General features: G+C 61.3%; 11 protein-coding genes and 1 pseudogene. 2 read left to right on the forward strand and 10 right to left on the reverse strand.

Features of this window, described 5'->3' with window-relative positions; all coding sequences use genetic code 11:
- A partial coding sequence (locus C1I89_RS32390; protein WP_146196971.1) for a hypothetical protein occupies positions 1-363 on the reverse strand: 363 nt, incomplete at its 3' end.
- A 137-nt stretch (positions 364-500) separates the two neighbouring features.
- Between C1I89_RS32390 and C1I89_RS32395 the strand changes: the two are divergent.
- A pseudogene (locus C1I89_RS32395) lies at positions 501-785 on the forward strand (integrase core domain-containing protein); the annotation flags it as partial.
- 67 nt (positions 786-852) lie between these two features.
- On the opposite strand, the gene C1I89_RS32400 reads toward C1I89_RS32395, so the two are convergent.
- Genes C1I89_RS32400 through C1I89_RS32415 form a run of 4 tightly spaced genes read right to left on the reverse strand, consistent with a single transcriptional unit; the run spans position 853 to position 4,596 of the window.
- On the reverse strand, positions 853-2,010 hold the full coding sequence (locus C1I89_RS32400; protein ID WP_108627548.1) for a chain-length determining protein: 1,158 nt from the start codon (positions 2,008-2,010) through the stop codon (positions 853-855).
- Positions 2,007-2,669, reverse strand: coding sequence for an ABC transporter ATP-binding protein (locus C1I89_RS32405; protein ID WP_102776283.1), 663 nt, complete (start codon positions 2,667-2,669; stop codon positions 2,007-2,009). Before C1I89_RS32405 ends, C1I89_RS32400 begins: the two co-directional genes overlap by 4 nt.
- Positions 2,666-3,445 carry an ABC transporter permease gene (locus C1I89_RS32410; protein WP_102776284.1) on the reverse strand — a complete coding sequence of 260 codons (780 nt, stop codon included), beginning with the start codon at positions 3,443-3,445 and terminating at the stop codon, positions 2,666-2,668. The genes C1I89_RS32405 and C1I89_RS32410 overlap by 4 nt, the downstream gene beginning before the upstream one ends.
- Complete coding sequence (locus tag C1I89_RS32415) at positions 3,442-4,596, reverse strand: polysaccharide biosynthesis/export family protein (RefSeq protein WP_258231574.1); 1,155 nt, start codon at positions 4,594-4,596, stop codon at positions 3,442-3,444. Before C1I89_RS32415 ends, C1I89_RS32410 begins: the two co-directional genes overlap by 4 nt.
- A 58-nt stretch (positions 4,597-4,654) precedes the next feature.
- Here C1I89_RS32415 and C1I89_RS32420 point away from each other — a divergent pair, with 58 nt between their 5' ends.
- Positions 4,655-5,620: an IS5 family transposase gene (locus C1I89_RS32420; RefSeq protein WP_102770808.1), complete on the forward strand. Its 966-nt coding sequence runs from the start codon at positions 4,655-4,657 to the stop codon at positions 5,618-5,620.
- Positions 5,621-5,836: 216 nt separating this feature from the next.
- Here C1I89_RS32420 and C1I89_RS32425 read toward each other — a convergent pair whose 3' ends face one another.
- The 5 genes from C1I89_RS32425 to C1I89_RS32445 all read right to left on the reverse strand — a co-directional run.
- Entirely contained in the window at positions 5,837-7,162 is a 1,326-nt protein-coding gene (locus C1I89_RS32425; protein ID WP_102776286.1) for an aminotransferase class I/II-fold pyridoxal phosphate-dependent enzyme, read from the reverse strand.
- Positions 7,159-14,766, reverse strand: coding sequence for a type I polyketide synthase (locus C1I89_RS32430; protein ID WP_258231575.1), 7,608 nt, complete (start codon positions 14,764-14,766; stop codon positions 7,159-7,161). The genes C1I89_RS32425 and C1I89_RS32430 overlap by 4 nt, the downstream gene beginning before the upstream one ends.
- 291 nt (positions 14,767-15,057) lie before the next feature.
- Entirely contained in the window at positions 15,058-15,486 is a 429-nt protein-coding gene (locus tag C1I89_RS32435) for a holin family protein (RefSeq protein WP_102776288.1), read from the reverse strand.
- Positions 15,483-15,773 carry a DUF6127 family protein gene (locus C1I89_RS32440; RefSeq protein WP_019484518.1) on the reverse strand — a complete coding sequence of 97 codons (291 nt, stop codon included), beginning with the start codon at positions 15,771-15,773 and terminating at the stop codon, positions 15,483-15,485. The genes C1I89_RS32435 and C1I89_RS32440 overlap by 4 nt, the downstream gene beginning before the upstream one ends.
- A gap of 11 nt (positions 15,774-15,784) precedes the next feature.
- Positions 15,785-16,871: phage tail protein (locus C1I89_RS32445; RefSeq protein ID WP_219929631.1), on the reverse strand; the 1,087-nt coding region annotated here is incomplete at its 5' end.

Raw genomic sequence — 16,871 nt, forward strand, 5'->3', positions numbered from 1 at the left:
GGCCAGCTTGGCCTGTTCTTCTCGCATCTGGACCAGTTGGGTCATCTGGCGTTCGATCTCGACGCGCCCCTCAGAATAATTTGTCTTCCGCCTTGCCTCGCTTAGGCGCGCTTGTTTCGCCTCACTGCGAATCCGACTCGCCTGCCGCTCCTCAGAGTCGCTGAACTTTATGTCTGCCGGCAAAGCATCTAGCATCGCTTCCGCTCGATTGGCATCGCCAGCCTCGTGTACACGAAATGCGAGCCACTTCAAGCGAAACGGACGCGGATCCTTAGAAAACGCCCGCTGCGCAACTTCTGCCGCCATTGCCGGATCGACGTGCATCAGGCTACGTGCAAGCACGGTAAGTGCGTTGGCCTGCATGACGGGCGATACCGAGGCGGAAGCCAATAGTGATTCAACTGCAGCAACGCCGCCTGCACGATGTGGTCTGCCCCCTGAAAAGTGGTCCTCCCTGAAGTAGGCTATTGAGCCGTAGGAGGACGTTGGAATGCCCCANCGCAAAGACAGCGTTCATCGAACCTGGAAGCCCTTGGGAGAACGGCTACTGCGAGAGCTTCAACTCGAAGCTCCGCGACGAACTGCTCGACGGTGAGATCTTCTACAGCCTCGCCGAGGCCAAGATCATCATCGAAGCCTGGCGGCGGTACTACAACACCGAGAGGCCACACTCGTCGCTTGGATACAAGCCACCGGCACCCGAGGCCATCATCTGGCCTGCGCCAGCAAGCGGAGCAGCACCGTCATCTGCCCAGGCAATAGCCCCAAGGCCGATCATGAACTAAGATTGAAACCGGACCACCCTATGGGGTCAGGCCAATGATGAAGTATTCATGTGAGCTCCAGCTTGCTTCAATCCACGTGATCGAGCACGATGCTTTCCAGTAATTTCAAGATGCCTACCAGCATCAGACCGAACAGCAAGGTAATGACGGCGTTGTAGATGCGGCGTGGCTCCATAGGGTATTCGGCCAAGGTGGGCGTTTGCAGGACGGATACTTTTTCCAGCATGCGCGTGGCGTCGATACGGCCCTTTTCCAGCGCGGCGAGCGCGGTTTTGTAGAGCTCTTGCGTGAAGGTGACTTCCATTTGCAAACGCTGAAATTCTTCCATGGTGATGTTGAGCGTCTTGCCCACTGGATTGGCCAGCTTGGCTTTTTCCTCGCCGATCTGCCGGTCGACGGCGGCGAGGGATTGCCTGAGCATCACGATATTGGGGTGGTCGCGATCCAGATTTTTTGGCAAGGAGGCCAACTGCGTCTGCAACTGGGCACGTTGCTCTTCGAGCTTGGCAACGAGGACATTCAGACTCTCGGCGGTGGCCTGGGGCGAGAGCAGGCCTTTTTTGTTCTGGAACGCCAAGAGCCGCTGGCTGGCCTGCTGAAAGCGCAATTGGGCCAGATCCACCTGGGTGGTCAGGAAGTTCACCTGGGTTTGGGCCAGCTCGTGGCCGAGCTGGTTCATGTAGCGTTCGCCCTCGCGCACCAGGGTATCTGCAATGGCCCGGGCCGTTGTTGAATCGTAGGCTTGCGCCTTGATGCGCAATACGCCCGCATAGTCGTCGTACTCGATGGCAACCCGCGAGAGGTAATGCCGGTGAAACCACTCCATATCGGTGAGCCACATGCGCGAAACCCAGTCCCGGCCCCAGTCACCGTAGTGGGCTTTGAGGTTGAGCTCGGCATCGAGCTTTTTGAGCATGTCCACCGAGAGCAAATACTCGCGCAACAACATCTGATCGTTGCGATTGACGGCGGCAATGCCGGCAATGAGCATGGACAGATCTGGCGTGGGCGCCGCAACCGAATCCGTCTTGCGGATGATGACGCTGGCTTCAGAGACGTAGCGGTCGGATGCGATGAGCAGCCAATAGGCGGTCGCCAACACTGCGCCAATGAGCGTAAGCCGAATCAGGCGCGGGAAAAGCCGGGTCGAGAGCCAGCCTGTCTGGAAAAAAGCCCTGAATCTGTCAACCCGGGTATTTACAGCATCATTCTGCGTCGCCGTCATGTTGTCATTGTTCCCTTATATGCTTTGAATGCCTCGCCGATGTCGTCAAACCAATGGGCTTTGCCACCATGAAGTAAAACGCCGGCTTGGCAGAATTTTTTGAGCGTGCCCTCGTCGTGAGCCACCATGATGAGTCCGGCGCGGTTGGCCATGTTTTTGAAGGCGTCGGCAGCTTTTTTGCGAAAAGCGGCGTCTCCGGCAGCGGTCACTTCGTCCGAGATGTAGATGTCGAAGTCGAAGGCCAGTGAGAGGGCGAATTGCAGCCGCGAGCGCATGCCGGAGGAGTAAGTGTTCACCGGTTCGTCGAAAGCCTCGCCGAGTTCCGAGAAATCTTTCACGAACGCCAGCCTGTCCGCAAGATCGTCCTGGTGGCCATGCACCCGGCAGACGAACTTGGCATTCTGGCGGCCGGTCAGCGTCGGCTCCAGGCCGCCGTTGCCCATCGGCCAGGAGACGCGGCAGCGGCGCTCTACCCGCCCTTTGTTGGGATGATCGATTCCGCCGATGATGCGCAGCAACGTGGACTTGCCGGCGCCGTTGGCGCCAATCAGGCCGACATTGACGTTGCGGGGGATCGTCAGCGTTACGCCCTGCAAGACCCATTTGCCGGGGCCATGCTCGGTTTTGTAACGTTTATGAACATCTTCGATGACGATCATCGCATCACCATCTGAATGGCGAATCGGCGATACAACAGCAGGCCGAGAAAGATGCTGACTACGCCCCAAGCAAACAGATACGGCATGCTGAGGCCGGGTACCGTGTGGTAGTAGGGGAAAAAGCCCATGCGAACCAGCTCTAGCCCGTGCGCGATGGGGTTGATCATCAAAATGTCGCGATAGGGCATGGGTATGCTGGCCAATGGCCAGATGACGCCAGAAATCAAGTAAAGCGGCAACATCACGATCTTGAGAACGTGCTCCATTTCCGGCGCAAGTGCCATCAGCACCGATGCAACCAGCCCGTAACCGATGCCGAACAGCCAGAGCCCGAAAACCGCCTGCATCACCAACAAAGCGTCGGCCGGAAAGGTGTCATGGCCCAATAGCGCGGCGGTGAGGAGGATGACGCCAGCAATGATGGCCATCAAAAAGGCTTCGAGCACCGCCCGAGCGATGGCGGGGTCAAAGGGTTTGACCTGGCGATAGGTGAATAGCGGACGGTTGGAATCAACGGCATAGGTCACCTGAACCGCCGTGCGGCGAAACAGGAAGAAGGCCAGCATGCCAACGATGATCCAGACAACGACGTCCGCGTTGCCGACGGTACGCACCCGAATCACGGTCATGACGAAAGTGATGAAGGCGATATGCAACACGGGTTCTGCCAGCAGCCAGAACCAGGCAAAACGCATGTCGAACAGCCGATCGAGCGCCTCGCGCAAGAAAATAGCGCGCCAGACGGCAAACGTAACGGCGAGCGGGTTGCGGTTCAATTGCTCAGGGCCCGGTTGATGGTTACGCTGGGCATGGCAACCGACACGACCAGCCGCAGGAATTTATTGAATTCGGCCTCTGGCGAGTTGGCAACGTAAATCACATCGCGGTTTTGAACAGGGAAGTTCTGCGTAACGAACAGCGAGGCCGGGTCGCGCAGGTCAATCTGGTAAACCACAGGCACCGTGCCATCGGCTGATTGGGGTACCTGGCCTTTTGCGTCGACCAGCTTCGCATCTTCGAAGCGGAATACAAACACGCCACGGGCATCGGCACGACTGTCGTTGAGACCGCCGGAGCGGGCCAGAGCCTGGGCAAGTGAAATGCCTTGGGCTTCAAATGGAATTTCTTCATTCTTTCCGGTCGCACCGAGCACCGAGAAACTTTGCGGCTGGAACAGGGCGGTTACGACATCACCCGGCTTGAGCAGGATGTTTTGCCGGGGGTCGCGGATGACGAGGTCGAGCGGCATGGTAGCCGTCACGTTGTCACGAGAGATCTGTACGGCCACACGGTTGATTGGTTGCTTCACTCCGCCCCCGGCAGCCAGGGCATCGAGCAGGCGTTCGCCCTTCGGGGTCAGCGGCAAGAGGGTACTGTTATTCACTTCGCCCACCACGGTGACATTCGATGTGTTGTTCTTGATGACCCGTACCAACACCTGCGGTTGGTGGGCCTTGCCGGTGAGGCGTTTGACGATGTCCGCCTCGATGTCCTGCGTGGTGCGTCCCTTGACGGGCACTCTGCCAGCGAAGGGCATGTTGATCGTGCCGTCTGGCGTGACCATCTGCTCCGGAAAAGTGACAACGCGCGTGGTAGTCGGGCCTGCCTTGGGATCAAGCACAACCGAGCCAAACAGCATCGCGGGCGGCGCTTCCCAAACAGAAACCTCGATGATGTCGCCCGGGCCGATCAGATAGTTGTTGGAACCATTGCTTGGGAATACATCGATGAACTGACCGAGCTTTTTGCTTTTGGCGAGGTTTCTGGCCAAGGCATCATTAACGTCAATCAATTGAATGCCTTCAATGCGTCCAGTTTCGCGCTTTTCCTGGACCTGCTCCCGACTCGGGCCCGAGGCTGACAACCAATCCGGCAATGTTGCACAGCCAGAAAGTGCAAAAACCAGTCCTAGGGAACCTCTGAACAAGTCCAACGAACCTGTCAGAATATAAGTTATTGAAAACAGTCCGATCCGAGTGAACCCGATGAGCCAGTTGAGTTTTTCCGAAGCCGAGTACGTTGGCAAACGCAAGAAAACGCGCCGTGAGAAGTTTCTGGCCAAGATGGAGCGTGCGGTGCCGTGGAAGCTCTTTGCCGATCTGGTCGATCCGCATTACCCCAAACCGGGCATCGGTCGTCCACCGTATCCGCTGGAAACGATGCTGCGCATCTACTTCATGCAACTGTGGTTTTCGCTGTCGGACCCGGCCATGGAAGAGACGCTGTACGACAGCTTTTCGATGCGCCAGTTTGCCAAACTGCCTGGAGGTCGTGTGCCGGACGAGACCACCATTTTGAACTTCCGTCATCTGCTCGAGCAGCACAACATTGCCGACCAAGCGCTTGAGGCGGTCAACCTGCTGTTGCAGGATCAAGGCATTCAGGTGCGCAAAGGCACCATTGTGGACGCCACAATTATCGATGCACCCAGCTCGACCAAGAACGCCAGCGGCACGCGGGACCCCGAGATGCATCAGACCAAAAAGGGAAACCAGTGGCACTTTGGGATGAAGGCCCACATTGGGGTTGATCTTCACAGCGGGCTGGTCCACACGGTGGTGGGCACCGCTGCCAATGAGCATGATGTTACTCAGGCGGCTGCGTTGCTGCATGGTGAAGAAACGTTGGCTTTTGGCGATGCCGGTTATCAAGGCGTAGACAAACGACCCGAGCACCAAGGGCGTGACGTAACCTGGCACATTGCCATGCGCCCCGGCAAACGGCGCGCCTTGGGTAACAGCGCAATTGATCGTTTGACGCAAAACATTGAGCGGGCCAAATCCAGTCTTCGAGCCAAGGTTGAGCATCCGTTTCGTGTCATCAAATGCCAATTCGGGTTTCGTAAAGTCAGATTCCGTGGACTGGCCAAGAACACTGCGCATTTGAAAATGTTGTTTACGCTGTCCAATATCTGGATGGCACGCCGCCCGTTGACGGCGGTGGCAGGGTAAGTGCGCCCAAAAAGCGCCAACAGGCCCGAAAACGGGCCTGATCGGGGTGCAAACAACCCGAAAGTGGCGATGATTTGAGCAGTTTTTAACCATTTTTGAATACTTTGGTCATGAGGTCGATTTTTGGATGTTTGAAATCGAGTTCTTCAGACCTTCCCTAGGTAAACCAAGCTTATCCGAACAATAGTTGGGGGTTTCATGATTTGTCCTTGTCAGTCATAGCGATCTTTGGATGCTTTCGCACACATATCCGAAGTGTTTTTCGCTATGCATCGCCGAAATAAAAAATCGCAGCCGCGCCGCCTTTTCCTCCACCGCCGGATGGACAATGGGCTGGACGTTGATGGCGCTGTCAAAAAGCCGGTTGGACAGCTTTGCCGCCTTGAGCGAGCTGCCGGTAATCGCAGGCACGATGGCGAAGCCCTGCGAGGTGCCGGCATCGAGCCCGCTTTCTTTCGCCATCTTGAGGAACATCCGGCCGTTTTCCTGCAAACGGGCAACACGCTCGGGCTCGTTGAGCATGATTCGGAGCGCGGCAAGCGATGCGGCCGCCAGCGGCGGGGCGATGCCAACGCTGTAAACGAAGCCTGGCGCGGCGTATTTAAGGTGCTCGACCAGCGCCCGCTCGCCGGCGATGTAGCCGCCGCAGCCGGCCAGCGTTTTGGAGAGGGTGCCCATCCAGATATCTACATCCTTGCCAGCCACATCGAAATGCTCGTGGCTGCCTTTGCCCTTTGCCCCCAGCACCCCCAGGGCATGCGCTTCGTCCACCATCAGAAAACAGCCGTGGCGGCGCTTGATGTCGATGAGCGCGGGCAAGTCGGGGATGTCGCCATCCATGCTGTAGTGCCCTTCGACGACGATGAGCACGCGCTCGAACTGATGGCGGATTTCGGCAAGGATCGCATCGAGTGCCTGGGTATCGTTGTGCGGAAAGCTGCGCCGCGTGCTCCCAGAGAGCTTGATGCCTTCGAGCACGCTGTTGTGGATAAGCGAGTCGTGGATGACGAGGTCTTTGGGGCCGAACAGGTAACCGATGGTCGAGACATTGGTCGCGTGGCCGCTGACGAAGACCACGCAGTCTTCGACCTCGTAGAGTGCCGCCAAGGCTTCTTCCAGTTCACGCTGGATGGGGCGTTCACCCGCGACCAGACGGCTGGCGGAGGCGGAGGTGCCGTAGTGATCAATGGCGTCCTTCGCGGCCTTGTTGACAGCCGGATGCCCAGCCAGCCCCAGGTAGTTGTAGCTCGAAAAATTGATGAATTCACGCCCATTGATGCGGGTGACTGCGCCGGCCACGCCATCGTGGGCGATGAAGAACGGGTTGCGCAGCCCCAGACGATCCGCCGCCGCCTTGGGCACCAGCATTTTTTCGTAGCCGGGGTGGCGGTCGAAGCGGGTGAAGGCTTCCGGCACCTTGGCGCGATACAACGACCGGGTAGCGGCCGTCTGAGGCGCCGTCCCGTCAGCGCCGACTTTTTTGCCGAGGAAACGCTCGATGAGCTGTTGCTTGGCCTTCAGGCCGAGTGATGACTGGGTCATGCGGTGAGCCTCGTACCTTGTTTTTGTAGCGCGCGGGCATCCTGGGTGATCTGCTGTAATTCTTCGGCAGTCACGGCTTCGCCATGTTGCTTGGCGATGCCCTGAACCACGGCATCGACCGGGTTGGGGGTTGAATCGCCCTCGTCAGTGCCGCCGAGCAGTTTTTCCACGATGCGCTGAGTGACCTTTTCCGCCGTGGGCGACTCGTTGAGCATCATCACCGGCAACTGAATGCCAAAGCGTTGTTCCAGCCCCAGCGCCAGTTCGACGGCCATGAGCGAATCCAGCCCCAGATCGTGCAGGCTGCGTGTGGGGTCAATACGATCGGCGCCGATGGCGAGGATTTGTGCGACTTCCTGCACCACCAGTTGCTGGACGATGACGGCGACTTCTTCAGGCGATTTACCGGCACAGAGCGTTTGAAAATCCGCTTCGTTTTCCGTTAGGCCTGTGCTTTTGAGGCTGCGGTTGAGAACGGAAAAACGACCGCGAGTGGCGGAAGGCAGCAGACGGGCCAGCGTGTTCCAGTCGAAATTGGCAACAGCGAGAGAGCTGCCTTGAGGCAGTAGATGGTCAAGCTCGTTCAACGCCTGCAGCGTACGCAACGGCGGTTTGCCGAGGCGCTGGCCCAAGCTGTCGCGCACCGCTTCGTTGCGGGTGAGATAGCCCGCATCGCCAATCGGGCCCCAGCCGACGCAAACGGCGGGCAAGCCCATGTGCCGACGCATTTCGGCCAGACCTTCCAGCCCGGCATTGGCGGCGACGTAGTTGGCCTGGCCGGGGTTGCCGATGGCCGTGGTGATCGAGGAGTAGAGTACGAAGTGGTCGAGCGGCACATCGAGCGTGGCCTGATGCAGGTTCCAGGCGCCCAGCAGCTTGGGCGCGAGCACGGCTTCCATACGCGTAGCGTCGAGGCTCTGCACCAGGGCATCGTCAAAGACGGCCGCAGCGTGCAGCACGCCCTGGATGGGCGGGCAGGTCTTGCGCACATGCTCGACCATGCGCGCTACCGCTGCAGGATCGCTAATGTCGCAAGCCAGCGCCTGCACCTGGATGCCCTTGGCCGTGAAATCTTCGACCGCTTCCCTGGCGCCCGGGGTGTCCAGGCCACGACGCCCCACCAGGACGAGATTTCCTGCGCCATGTGCGGCCAGCCAGCGCGCCGACTCCAGGCCAAAGCCCGAAACGCCGCCCGTCACGATCCAGGTCGAGTCCTTGGCCAGCTGCAGCGGCGCTGGGGCCGTCGCCGGCCGTTCGACCACCGGCCGTGCGTCGGCAAGCGAGACGACCACCTTGCCGATGTGCCGGGCCTGCTGCATGGTACGGAAGGCATCGATCACGCGCTCGGCCGGAAAAACCCGGCAGGGCAAGGGCGTGAGCGCACCTTCGCGGAACAGGGCCATGACCTCGCGGAACAGACGTGCCGCCAGTTGCGGCCGACCGGTGAGCAGTTGATCCGCATCGATGCCGAAGTAGCTGATGTTGTCCTTGAAGGGCCGCAAGCCGATGGGCGTGTTCTCGAAAAAGTCGCGCTTGCCCAATTCGAGGAAACGGCCAAAAGGTTTGAGCACTGCAAGATTGCGGCGGATGGCTTCGCCCGCCAGCGAGTTGAGCACCACGTCCACACCCTCGCCGTTTGTGGCGGTGAGGATCTCATCGGCAAAGGCAAGCGAGCGCGAGTCGAAGACATGGTCGGCGCCCAGGAGGCGCACGAAATCGCGCTTTTCCTCGCTGCCGGCGGTGGCGAAGACCTCCGCCCCGAGGTGTTTGGCGAGCTGGATGGCGGCAATGCCCACCCCGCCGGCGCCACCGTGGATGAGCACACGCTCGCCCGGTTGCAGGTCGGCCAGAGCTTTAAGGGCGTAATACACCGTGAAAAACACGGTGGGCACGGTGGCGGCGGATTCGAACGACCATTCCTCCGGCATTCGTGCAACCGCGGAGGCCGAGGTGACGACGTGGCTGGCGAAGCAGGCCGAGCCAAAGCCCATGACCTTGTCGCCCGGTCTGAAATCCCGCACGCGTGCCCCGACGCGGCGGACGATGCCGGCGAATTCCAGCCCCAGGCTGGCCCCGGCGAAGCCTTTTTCCACCGCTTCGTCCGGCAACAGGCCCATGAGGTACATGACGTCTCGGAAGTTGAGGCCGGTGGCTTGCACCTGCACTTCCACGGCATCTTCAGCCAAGGCGGCTTCTTCCTGCGGCAGCCAGACGAGGTTGCGCAGCTGCCCGGGCAGGTGGAAGTCGAGACGGAAGCGCTCCCCTGGTGCTGCACGCTGTGACTGATCCTCGGAGACTTCCTGCATGACCAGGGTAAAGCGCCCGGTATCGGCAAGCAGAATCTCGGACGCGCCATCGGGGTAAAGCAGTTCGTTTTCCAGTCGGTCGAGGCCGTCTTTACAGATCAGGTCGATCAGCGTGGTGTCGAGCGCCGGGTATTCGTTCATGAGCACGCGCGCGAAGCCCCAGAGCGCGGCCTGTTGCGGATTGGGTTCGACGCAGGTCGGCAGGCTCGAAGCCAGCGCACCACCACGGGTGACGAGCCACAGGCGCGGCGTTTTTGCGGTGTGCGCGGCGAGGGATTGCACGATCCCAAGGGCTTCGGCGAGCAGGCGCGGGGCGGTGTCTAGCGCGTCAGCCCAGCCACGCATGTACACGACATGGTCGATGCCATCGAGACTTTGCGGCAGAGATTGCGTTGTTGCCACCCGCTGCCCCTGCGATTCGAGCCGCACGGAAAGGTGGCCTGCCATCTCCAGAGAAACGGCATCGGCGAGAAGTAGCCACGCAGCCGGCTCAGGGGCGGGCAAAGCGGACTTCCACTCGACTGGCGCGCGCGCCAAGATCAAGTAAGCGCCTTCGGCCAAGCCATCGGCCGCTGGTTCGCCACAATCCAGTACGTCCTCGAAACCTTCCGCCCGCAGCAGCTCCGCCCATGCGGCCGCCGGCGCCAGCGAGGAATGGGGTACTTGGTCTTCCGTGACCTCATGCCACCAGTCGTCATCCAGACCGGCGAGAAAATCGGCGCTCCAATCCGGGTGACGTTCGGCAACGATGAGGCAGGCGCCAGCGGTCAGCCAGCGCCGCACCTGGTTGAGCGCGGCTTTCGGGCTCACAGCTCGGTGCAGGGTGTGACGCAGGAGGACGACATCGAACCCGTCCGGCAAGGCTGTCTCGGCGCTCAGCTGCCAGCTCGCGTCATCCAGTGTGGCAATGACGAGATTGGGTGCGTGGGCGTATTCCGCCCGCTGACGTTCGGCCACGGTTTCAGGCAAGGCCAGCACATAGTCGAGGCGGTCTTCGGGCAGCGCCGCCAGCAAGGGGCGCGGGACTTCGCTCGGACCGTCGGCGATTTCCAGCACACGCAGACGGCGATGCGTCGGCCATCCGCTGGCGAGATGACTGAGTAGGTGCTCGACCGCCTGCCGCATGCCGGCATAGGCCGGGTCGTCTTGATAGAGCGTTTCCGCAACGGGCGAACGGCGCAGCGCATCGAGGAAGGCCGACCGCTCTGTCGGGTGGAGCAAGAGGCGCGGCAGGTGGCGGCCTACCCGGCCCAGCAGCACCAGTTGCGGCAAGGCGTCAGCGTGCTCCCGCGCGAGCGTGCGCCAGATGTCCTCGGCGGCGGGCAGGTCGCTGCCGTCGGCGAGTTCCCAACGCCCTTCTTGGAGGGCGAGCAAGCCTTCCTGCTGCAACAGGCTGCCCAGCCAGCGGGCATAGGGGTCGGACGAGGTCATCAGCCTTTGCAGGGCTTCACCGTCTTTCTCGGCAATCGCCCGGAAGGCCTCGAATGTGAAGGAAACGACGAGCGCCTCTAAGAGCGGCAGGGCTTCCTTGAACCAGCGACCACGGGGTTCCGCCTGCTCAGCCATGGCCAGCCGCAGGGCTTCGACGAGCGCCTGCGGGGCGGGAAGCTGGGTGACAAGTCCTTCCGCCGGATGCGGGCGCAGCCAGGGGAAGATGCGCCAGCGGGAGACCTTCTCCTGCGCCTTGTGCGCGAGCGGCGCGGCGCGGAAACGGCAGCCGCTCACGCTGGCCAGCAGGGTATCTTCGGCATCGAAGAGTTCGAAGTCCGCCAATACGGAGCGCGCGCTGCGGCGGGTGAGCCGGGCACGGAATCGGCTGGGTTTACCTGCACGGTGGTATTCGAGCCGGCCGGTCTTGACGGGCAGCAAGGCTACGCCTTGGCCCGCCTCAATGTCGGTACTGAAGAAATCGACCAGCGACTGGTAGCAGACATCGAGCAAGGCCGGATGGAGGAGGTAGTCGTCTTGCGCCAGCTCGGCGGGAGGCTCCAGCTCGGCTTGCAGACAGTTATCGTCGACGACGGCCTCGCGCAGACCCTGAAAGCCCGGGCCGTAATCGAGACCCAGTGTGGCGGCCAGGCGGTAGTGGGTTTCCTGATCGACCTTGGTCTTATCCGTCGACAGCGGCGCAATCCGTGCGCTCCGGGCGGCGACACCCAGCTGCAAAATCCGCCCGGCGGCATGGAGCGTCCACGCATCCTGGCTCAAGCGCTGCCGACTCTTGATCTGGAAGCTGCCGTCCCGCTCGTTGAGCTCGAAACGGAGCAGTCGCGCGTGCTCGCCGTCGAAGACCATGGGGGAGACGATGTCCATCTCTTCGAACGCCAGCGCCTCACCGCCCAGCCATTCACGGGCGGCCGCCAGCGCCATCTCGGCATAGGCCGCGCCGGGGAAGACGATGGCGCCCCCTACCTGATGGTCGGCGAGCCAGGGCAGGACCGTCGGATCGAGGGTGTTTTCCCAAGCGTGTGCTGCCTCGGGAATCCGCCAACCCAACAGCGGATGCACGCGCCGCCGCTCGATGGCCAAGAGGCTTTCGCTGGTGCGCGGGTGCCAATGCCGCTCGCGCTGCCAGGGATAGTTAGGCAACTGAACACGACGCCCTGGCTGGGGGAAATAGGCACCCAGGTTCGGTTGGTCGGCCAGAAGGTGGGCACGCAAGGCGGCCTCGACGAACGTATTCCAACCATCGGCCTCCTTGCGCAGGGTGGGCAGCACCCGCCCTTTCGTGCCAATCGACGTGAGGCATTCGCCGATGTAGCGCTGCAAGATGGCATGCGGGCCGATTTCGATGAAGCTGCGGCAGCCAAGCTCACCGAGTGTGGTGATGGCCTCGGAGAACCGCACGGGCTCGCGCACGTTGTGCCACCAGTACTCTGCACCCAGTTGATTGGCGTCGAGTTCGCCGCCGGTGACTGTCGAGACGAAGGCAGTTCCTGCCGCAGTGCGGGTTTCCAACCCGGCCAGGCTAGCGAGCAGCGACTCTCGGATCGGGTCCATCTGGCGGCTGTGGAAGGCATAGTCGAGCTCGAGCAGGCGGAAAAAGACACCCTTGGGCGCAAGATGCGACTGGGCACGTTCCAGATCGGCCAGGCTGCCTGAAAGGGTAAGGTTCTTCGGGCTATTGATGCCGGCAATCGTGATATCGAGCGCCTCTCCCAGTTCCGCCATGACAGCTTGCATGGCTTCCACCGAGAGCCCGACAGCGGCCATGCGGCCCGTGCCGCGTGTCTCGCCCTGGGCGCGGCTGCGGGCAACGATCACCCGGATGGCCACGTCGAGATCGAGCGCGCCACAGGCCCAGGCCGCAGCCACTTCGCCCACACTATGGCCCGCCACTGCCAGCGGCTCGATGCCCTGCGCTTTCAGCAGGCGGGTGATGGCCACCTGAATGGCAAACAGCAAGGGCTGGGCAACGACGGTATCGTCGAGGCGGGAGGCTTCCCCGTTGGCCTGCAACTCGGCCAGCAGCGAAAAGCCGGCGATGGGCTGCATGCGGGCGTCGAGCTCGGCCAGGATGTCGGCAAAGGCCGGCGATTCGTCCATGAGGCGCAGGCCCATGCCCACCCACTGCGCGCCGTTGCCAGAATAGATGAAGGCCACGCCACCCGAGTGCGGCAGTTGTTCTTCGAGCACCAGACCGTCCGGAGCGTTGTCTTGGGCGTACACAGCCAGTTTTTCCGCCGCCTCGTCCGGTGTCTTGGCATAGAGTGCCAGGCGCTTTTCCAAGCGGTCGCGTCGGTACGCGGCGGCGTAAGCGATATCGTAGTAATCCGCGGGCGAGCTGTTCCTCAGCCGTTTCGCATAGCGGCTGGCCAAGGCTCGCAGCGCCGCGTCCGAACGCGCGGAGAGGAAAAGCGGCGGCAAGACCTCTGGGATAAACGCTCTTTCCTCCTCCCGGCGATATTCGCGCAGCAGGACGTGCGCGTTGGCGCCGCCAAAACCGAACGAGTTGACGCCGGCCACCAGCGGGGTTTGCTTGTCCAGCGGCCGATATTCGGTGACTGGCAGCAAATTGAGCCCGACGAAATCGATGTGCGGATTAGGTGTTTCGAGGTGGAGTTGCGGAGGCAGTGCGCGATGTTGCAATGCCAGGATCGACTTCACCAGACCCGCCATGCCGGAGGCTGCCTCCATGTGGCCAAGATTAGCCTTGACCGAGCCGATGGGTAGAGGTGTTTCCCGCCCTTGCCCATACACCGCCCCGATGGCGGCGGTTTCAATGGGGTCCCCCACCATGGTGCCTGTACCGTGCGCCTCAACAAAATCGATGTCCTGTGCAAACAGATTGGTTTTTGCCAGGACGTTTCTCATCAGCTCGGCCTGACCGTCTCGGCTGGGAATGGTGATACCCGTCTTGCGCGCACCGTCAGCATTGACACCCGTTGCAAGGATTACCGCCTTGATATCGTCGCCATCGGCGATTGCCTGTGCCAGCGGCTTGAGGAGGAGCACCGCCCCACCCTCGGCGCGCACATAACCATTGCCAGAAGCATCGAAGGCCTTGCAACGCCCATCGGCGGACAGCATCGAGGCCTTGGTAAAACCGACAAAGGGATAGGGGTGCAACAACAAATTGACCCCACCGACGAGCGCGGTGCTCGCCTCGCCAGTATTCAACGCACGGCAGGCGTGATGCAACGCGACCAGGGAGGACGAGCAGGCTGTATCGACGGCGAGCGACGGGCCGTGCAAATCGAAAACGTAGGAAAGACGGTTGGCGGCAAGACTGAGCGTGTTGCCAGTCATCGAGTGCGACGACATCGCGGCAAGGTCGTCGAGCCCGCGCGTACCGTAGTCGAGACTGGAGATGCCGACATACACGGCGCAATCGGTGCCAGCCAGACGCGAAGGGGGCACACCAGCGTTTTCCAGCGCCTCCCAGGACAGCTCTAGCAGTAATCGCTGCTGCGGATCGAGCCACGCCGCCTCGCGCGGCGAAATGCCAAAGAATCCAGCGTCGAATTCGTCGACACGCGAGAGAATACCCGCTGAAAAGGTAATGCTGCGACCCGGTTCAGACCGTTTTGTGCTCTGAAGTTCGCTGCTGGCCCAGCGATCACCGGGCACCTGGGTGACCAGATCCTTCTTTTGCTTGAGCGCTTCCCAAAGACTGGTATCGTCTGCAAGATCGCCAGGAAAACGGAATGCAATACCGGTTATTGCAATGGCGTTTATATTGTTTTCGTCAGATGCAGGCATGGCTACCGCAGCCTGCGCATTCGTTTCCGACGCAGGATGGCCATCTGGCAAGCCATTTATTTCTAAGTCAAGCAAAACCTTTTTGAGTTGATTCATCAACCCGCCTCCACCTGTGAAAACCCCCGCTCGCAACGCCAAGAAAACTATCTGAGGCGCCCGAATTCGGGGGGGGGGGGGGGGGGNCCCTAAAGGCCACAAACACCCTGCCGTTGCTTCAAAATTATTATGACAAGTATAACCTCCGGCACCTACTATTGACAATGTTTACTGGTGGGCGCAGGTACGTTCGTACAAACGACAAAAGACCCCGCCTTCACCGGCTGCCCGAGAGGGAAGCGGATGAAGACGGGGTCTATGGTTTGCTGCTGATGCAGTCGCTACTGAACGCTATCGTTGGACGCCGCGCCACTTGTCGAAACTACGCGCGCCGGTGTAGCCGAGGTAGCCGGCACCGAAGAGCCACCACAAGCTCTCGGGCACCGCGTTGAGCAGCTTGGAGAGGTTTTCAGCGGCCTGAAACACCTCGGCGGGCCACCAGATGCCGATGATGCTGCCGATCACCGACAGCAGGATCACGCCGTAGATCACATACAGAAAGGTCGGGCGCGCCCGACTGGTCCACGGGTCGGTTGAGTTGGCTTCGGCCAGGATGGCCGAGAGGCTCACCTGCATTTCCTGCAGGGCCTGCTGACCTTCAGCTTGAAACAAGGCGAGCTTGGCCTGCTCGCGCTGAGCCGGATCGGGAATCAGGCGGTCGATCAGTTTGGCGCCGGCTTCGAAGAGGCCGGGGGCGAGCGTTGTGAAGATTGGGTTCATTGCGGGCCTCCGAACAGTTTGATTTTGACGATGGTGCCGGCGAGCAAGGCTAGAACCAAGCCGGTGACCAGCATCTTGACCAGGGTGAGGCCAGCGGTTTTCTTGGCCTCGTTGAAGGCATCGAGCAAATTCCTGAGCTCGCGGATGTCGTTTGCGGCATCCGGGCCGTCCAGGCCGACATCGGACAAGGCGTGACGCGCCCCACGCTCGGCGGCGCGCTCCAGCAGGGTTTCAAATTCGTCATGGGGCATGACCACCATGCCATCCATCAGGTGGGGTTCGTTCATCTTCTTTCCTTTCAGATTGGAGCGGTGCTGCTGTCGACACTGCCATCGGCGCTATGCACTGCCGGGTGCTCGGCCACACAGGTGATCTCCACCTGCTCGCCACGCGGGCGCACCGCGATCACCCGGGCCAGCAGGCTCCATTGCTCGGCCATCCCAAAGGCGAAATGGGTGCGCTCGGCCGACAGGCCGGTTTCGATGGGGATGTCGGGCAGGCCTGCAAAGACCACCTGCTGCGCATCGCTGCCCGGCATCACCGCATGCGGGCCGCTGACACCACCATCGCGTCGGCGCAGCGCCATGACATGTTCTTGCCCATCGACAAATGCGACCGGCTCGGACAGCGTGGCGGTGTGGGTGTCGGCATCCCAGGCAACGATTTCGCCGCCTGCGCCCCAACTGGGCATGTCATGGGCAATGGCGATCAGGTCGCCGTAGGTCGGAATCAGGCCTTCGAGCTCGGTGCGCAAGGTGATGATGCGGCGGCGATAGCGATTGGCCGCCGCCAGATACAGCCCCTCGCGCACCGCATGGGCCTCGGTGGTGCAACCAAAGAGCCGCAGCTTGGCCGGATTGGTGCTGCTGGAGCCCGGCAGGCTCACCGTCACTTCATCGGGCTTCCAGGTGCGACTGCTGAAGAACTCCACCGTCACCGCGTCCGCCGTCTCTTCGCCTGGCATCACGTACTGGATCTTGAGGCTGTTCTTGACGATGTTGCGTGGACTGAAGAGCGCCACCGGCAAGCTTCTGGCCTCATCGCGCACCAGGCGCACGATGCCGCCTTGCAGGAAAGGCACCGCCCGGCCGCAGCGGGCGACCCGGGTCAGCGCCTCCCAGACCGTGACTTGCTGGTCAAACACACCATCGAACTGGTCACCCCGACCGGCCCAGACCTGATCGAGTTGGGCCAAGGCGGCGAGATCGATCCGGGCATCCAGTAACTTGGCGCCGTAGCTGGCACGCAGGATGTCGGCAAAGGCCCAGGCGATGGATCGCGTGGCCAGGGTTGAGGACCAACCAGATTCTGCAGACCAGACAGGGAGTTTCCGGGTGACGATGCAGTTGATGAGTCGACTGGAGCGCTGCGACAGGTTGTCGGTG

It is taken from the genome of Achromobacter pulmonis (assembly GCF_002885955.2).
Lineage (GTDB): Bacteria > Pseudomonadota > Gammaproteobacteria > Burkholderiales > Burkholderiaceae_B > Achromobacter > Achromobacter pulmonis_A.

Excerpts from the sequence above, each read along its gene's own strand:
- C1I89_RS32405 (WP_102776283.1), bottom strand. The coding sequence starts at position 2,669 with ATGATCGTCATCGAAGATGTTCATAAACGTTACAAAACCGAGCATGGC.
- C1I89_RS32425 (WP_102776286.1), bottom strand. The coding sequence starts at position 7,162 with ATGACCCAGTCATCACTCGGCCTGAAGGCCAAGCAACAGCTCATCGAG.
- C1I89_RS32435 (WP_102776288.1), bottom strand. The coding sequence starts at position 15,486 with ATGAACCCAATCTTCACAACGCTCGCCCCCGGCCTCTTCGAAGCCGGC.
- C1I89_RS32420 (WP_102770808.1), top strand. The coding sequence starts at position 4,655 with ATGAGCCAGTTGAGTTTTTCCGAAGCCGAGTACGTTGGCAAACGCAAG.
- C1I89_RS32400 (WP_108627548.1), bottom strand. The coding sequence starts at position 2,010 with ATGACGGCGACGCAGAATGATGCTGTAAATACCCGGGTTGACAGATTC.
- C1I89_RS32440 (WP_019484518.1), bottom strand. The coding sequence starts at position 15,773 with ATGAACGAACCCCACCTGATGGATGGCATGGTGGTCATGCCCCATGAC.
- C1I89_RS32430 (WP_258231575.1), bottom strand. The coding sequence starts at position 14,766 with ATGAATCAACTCAAAAAGGTTTTGCTTGACTTAGAAATAAATGGCTTG.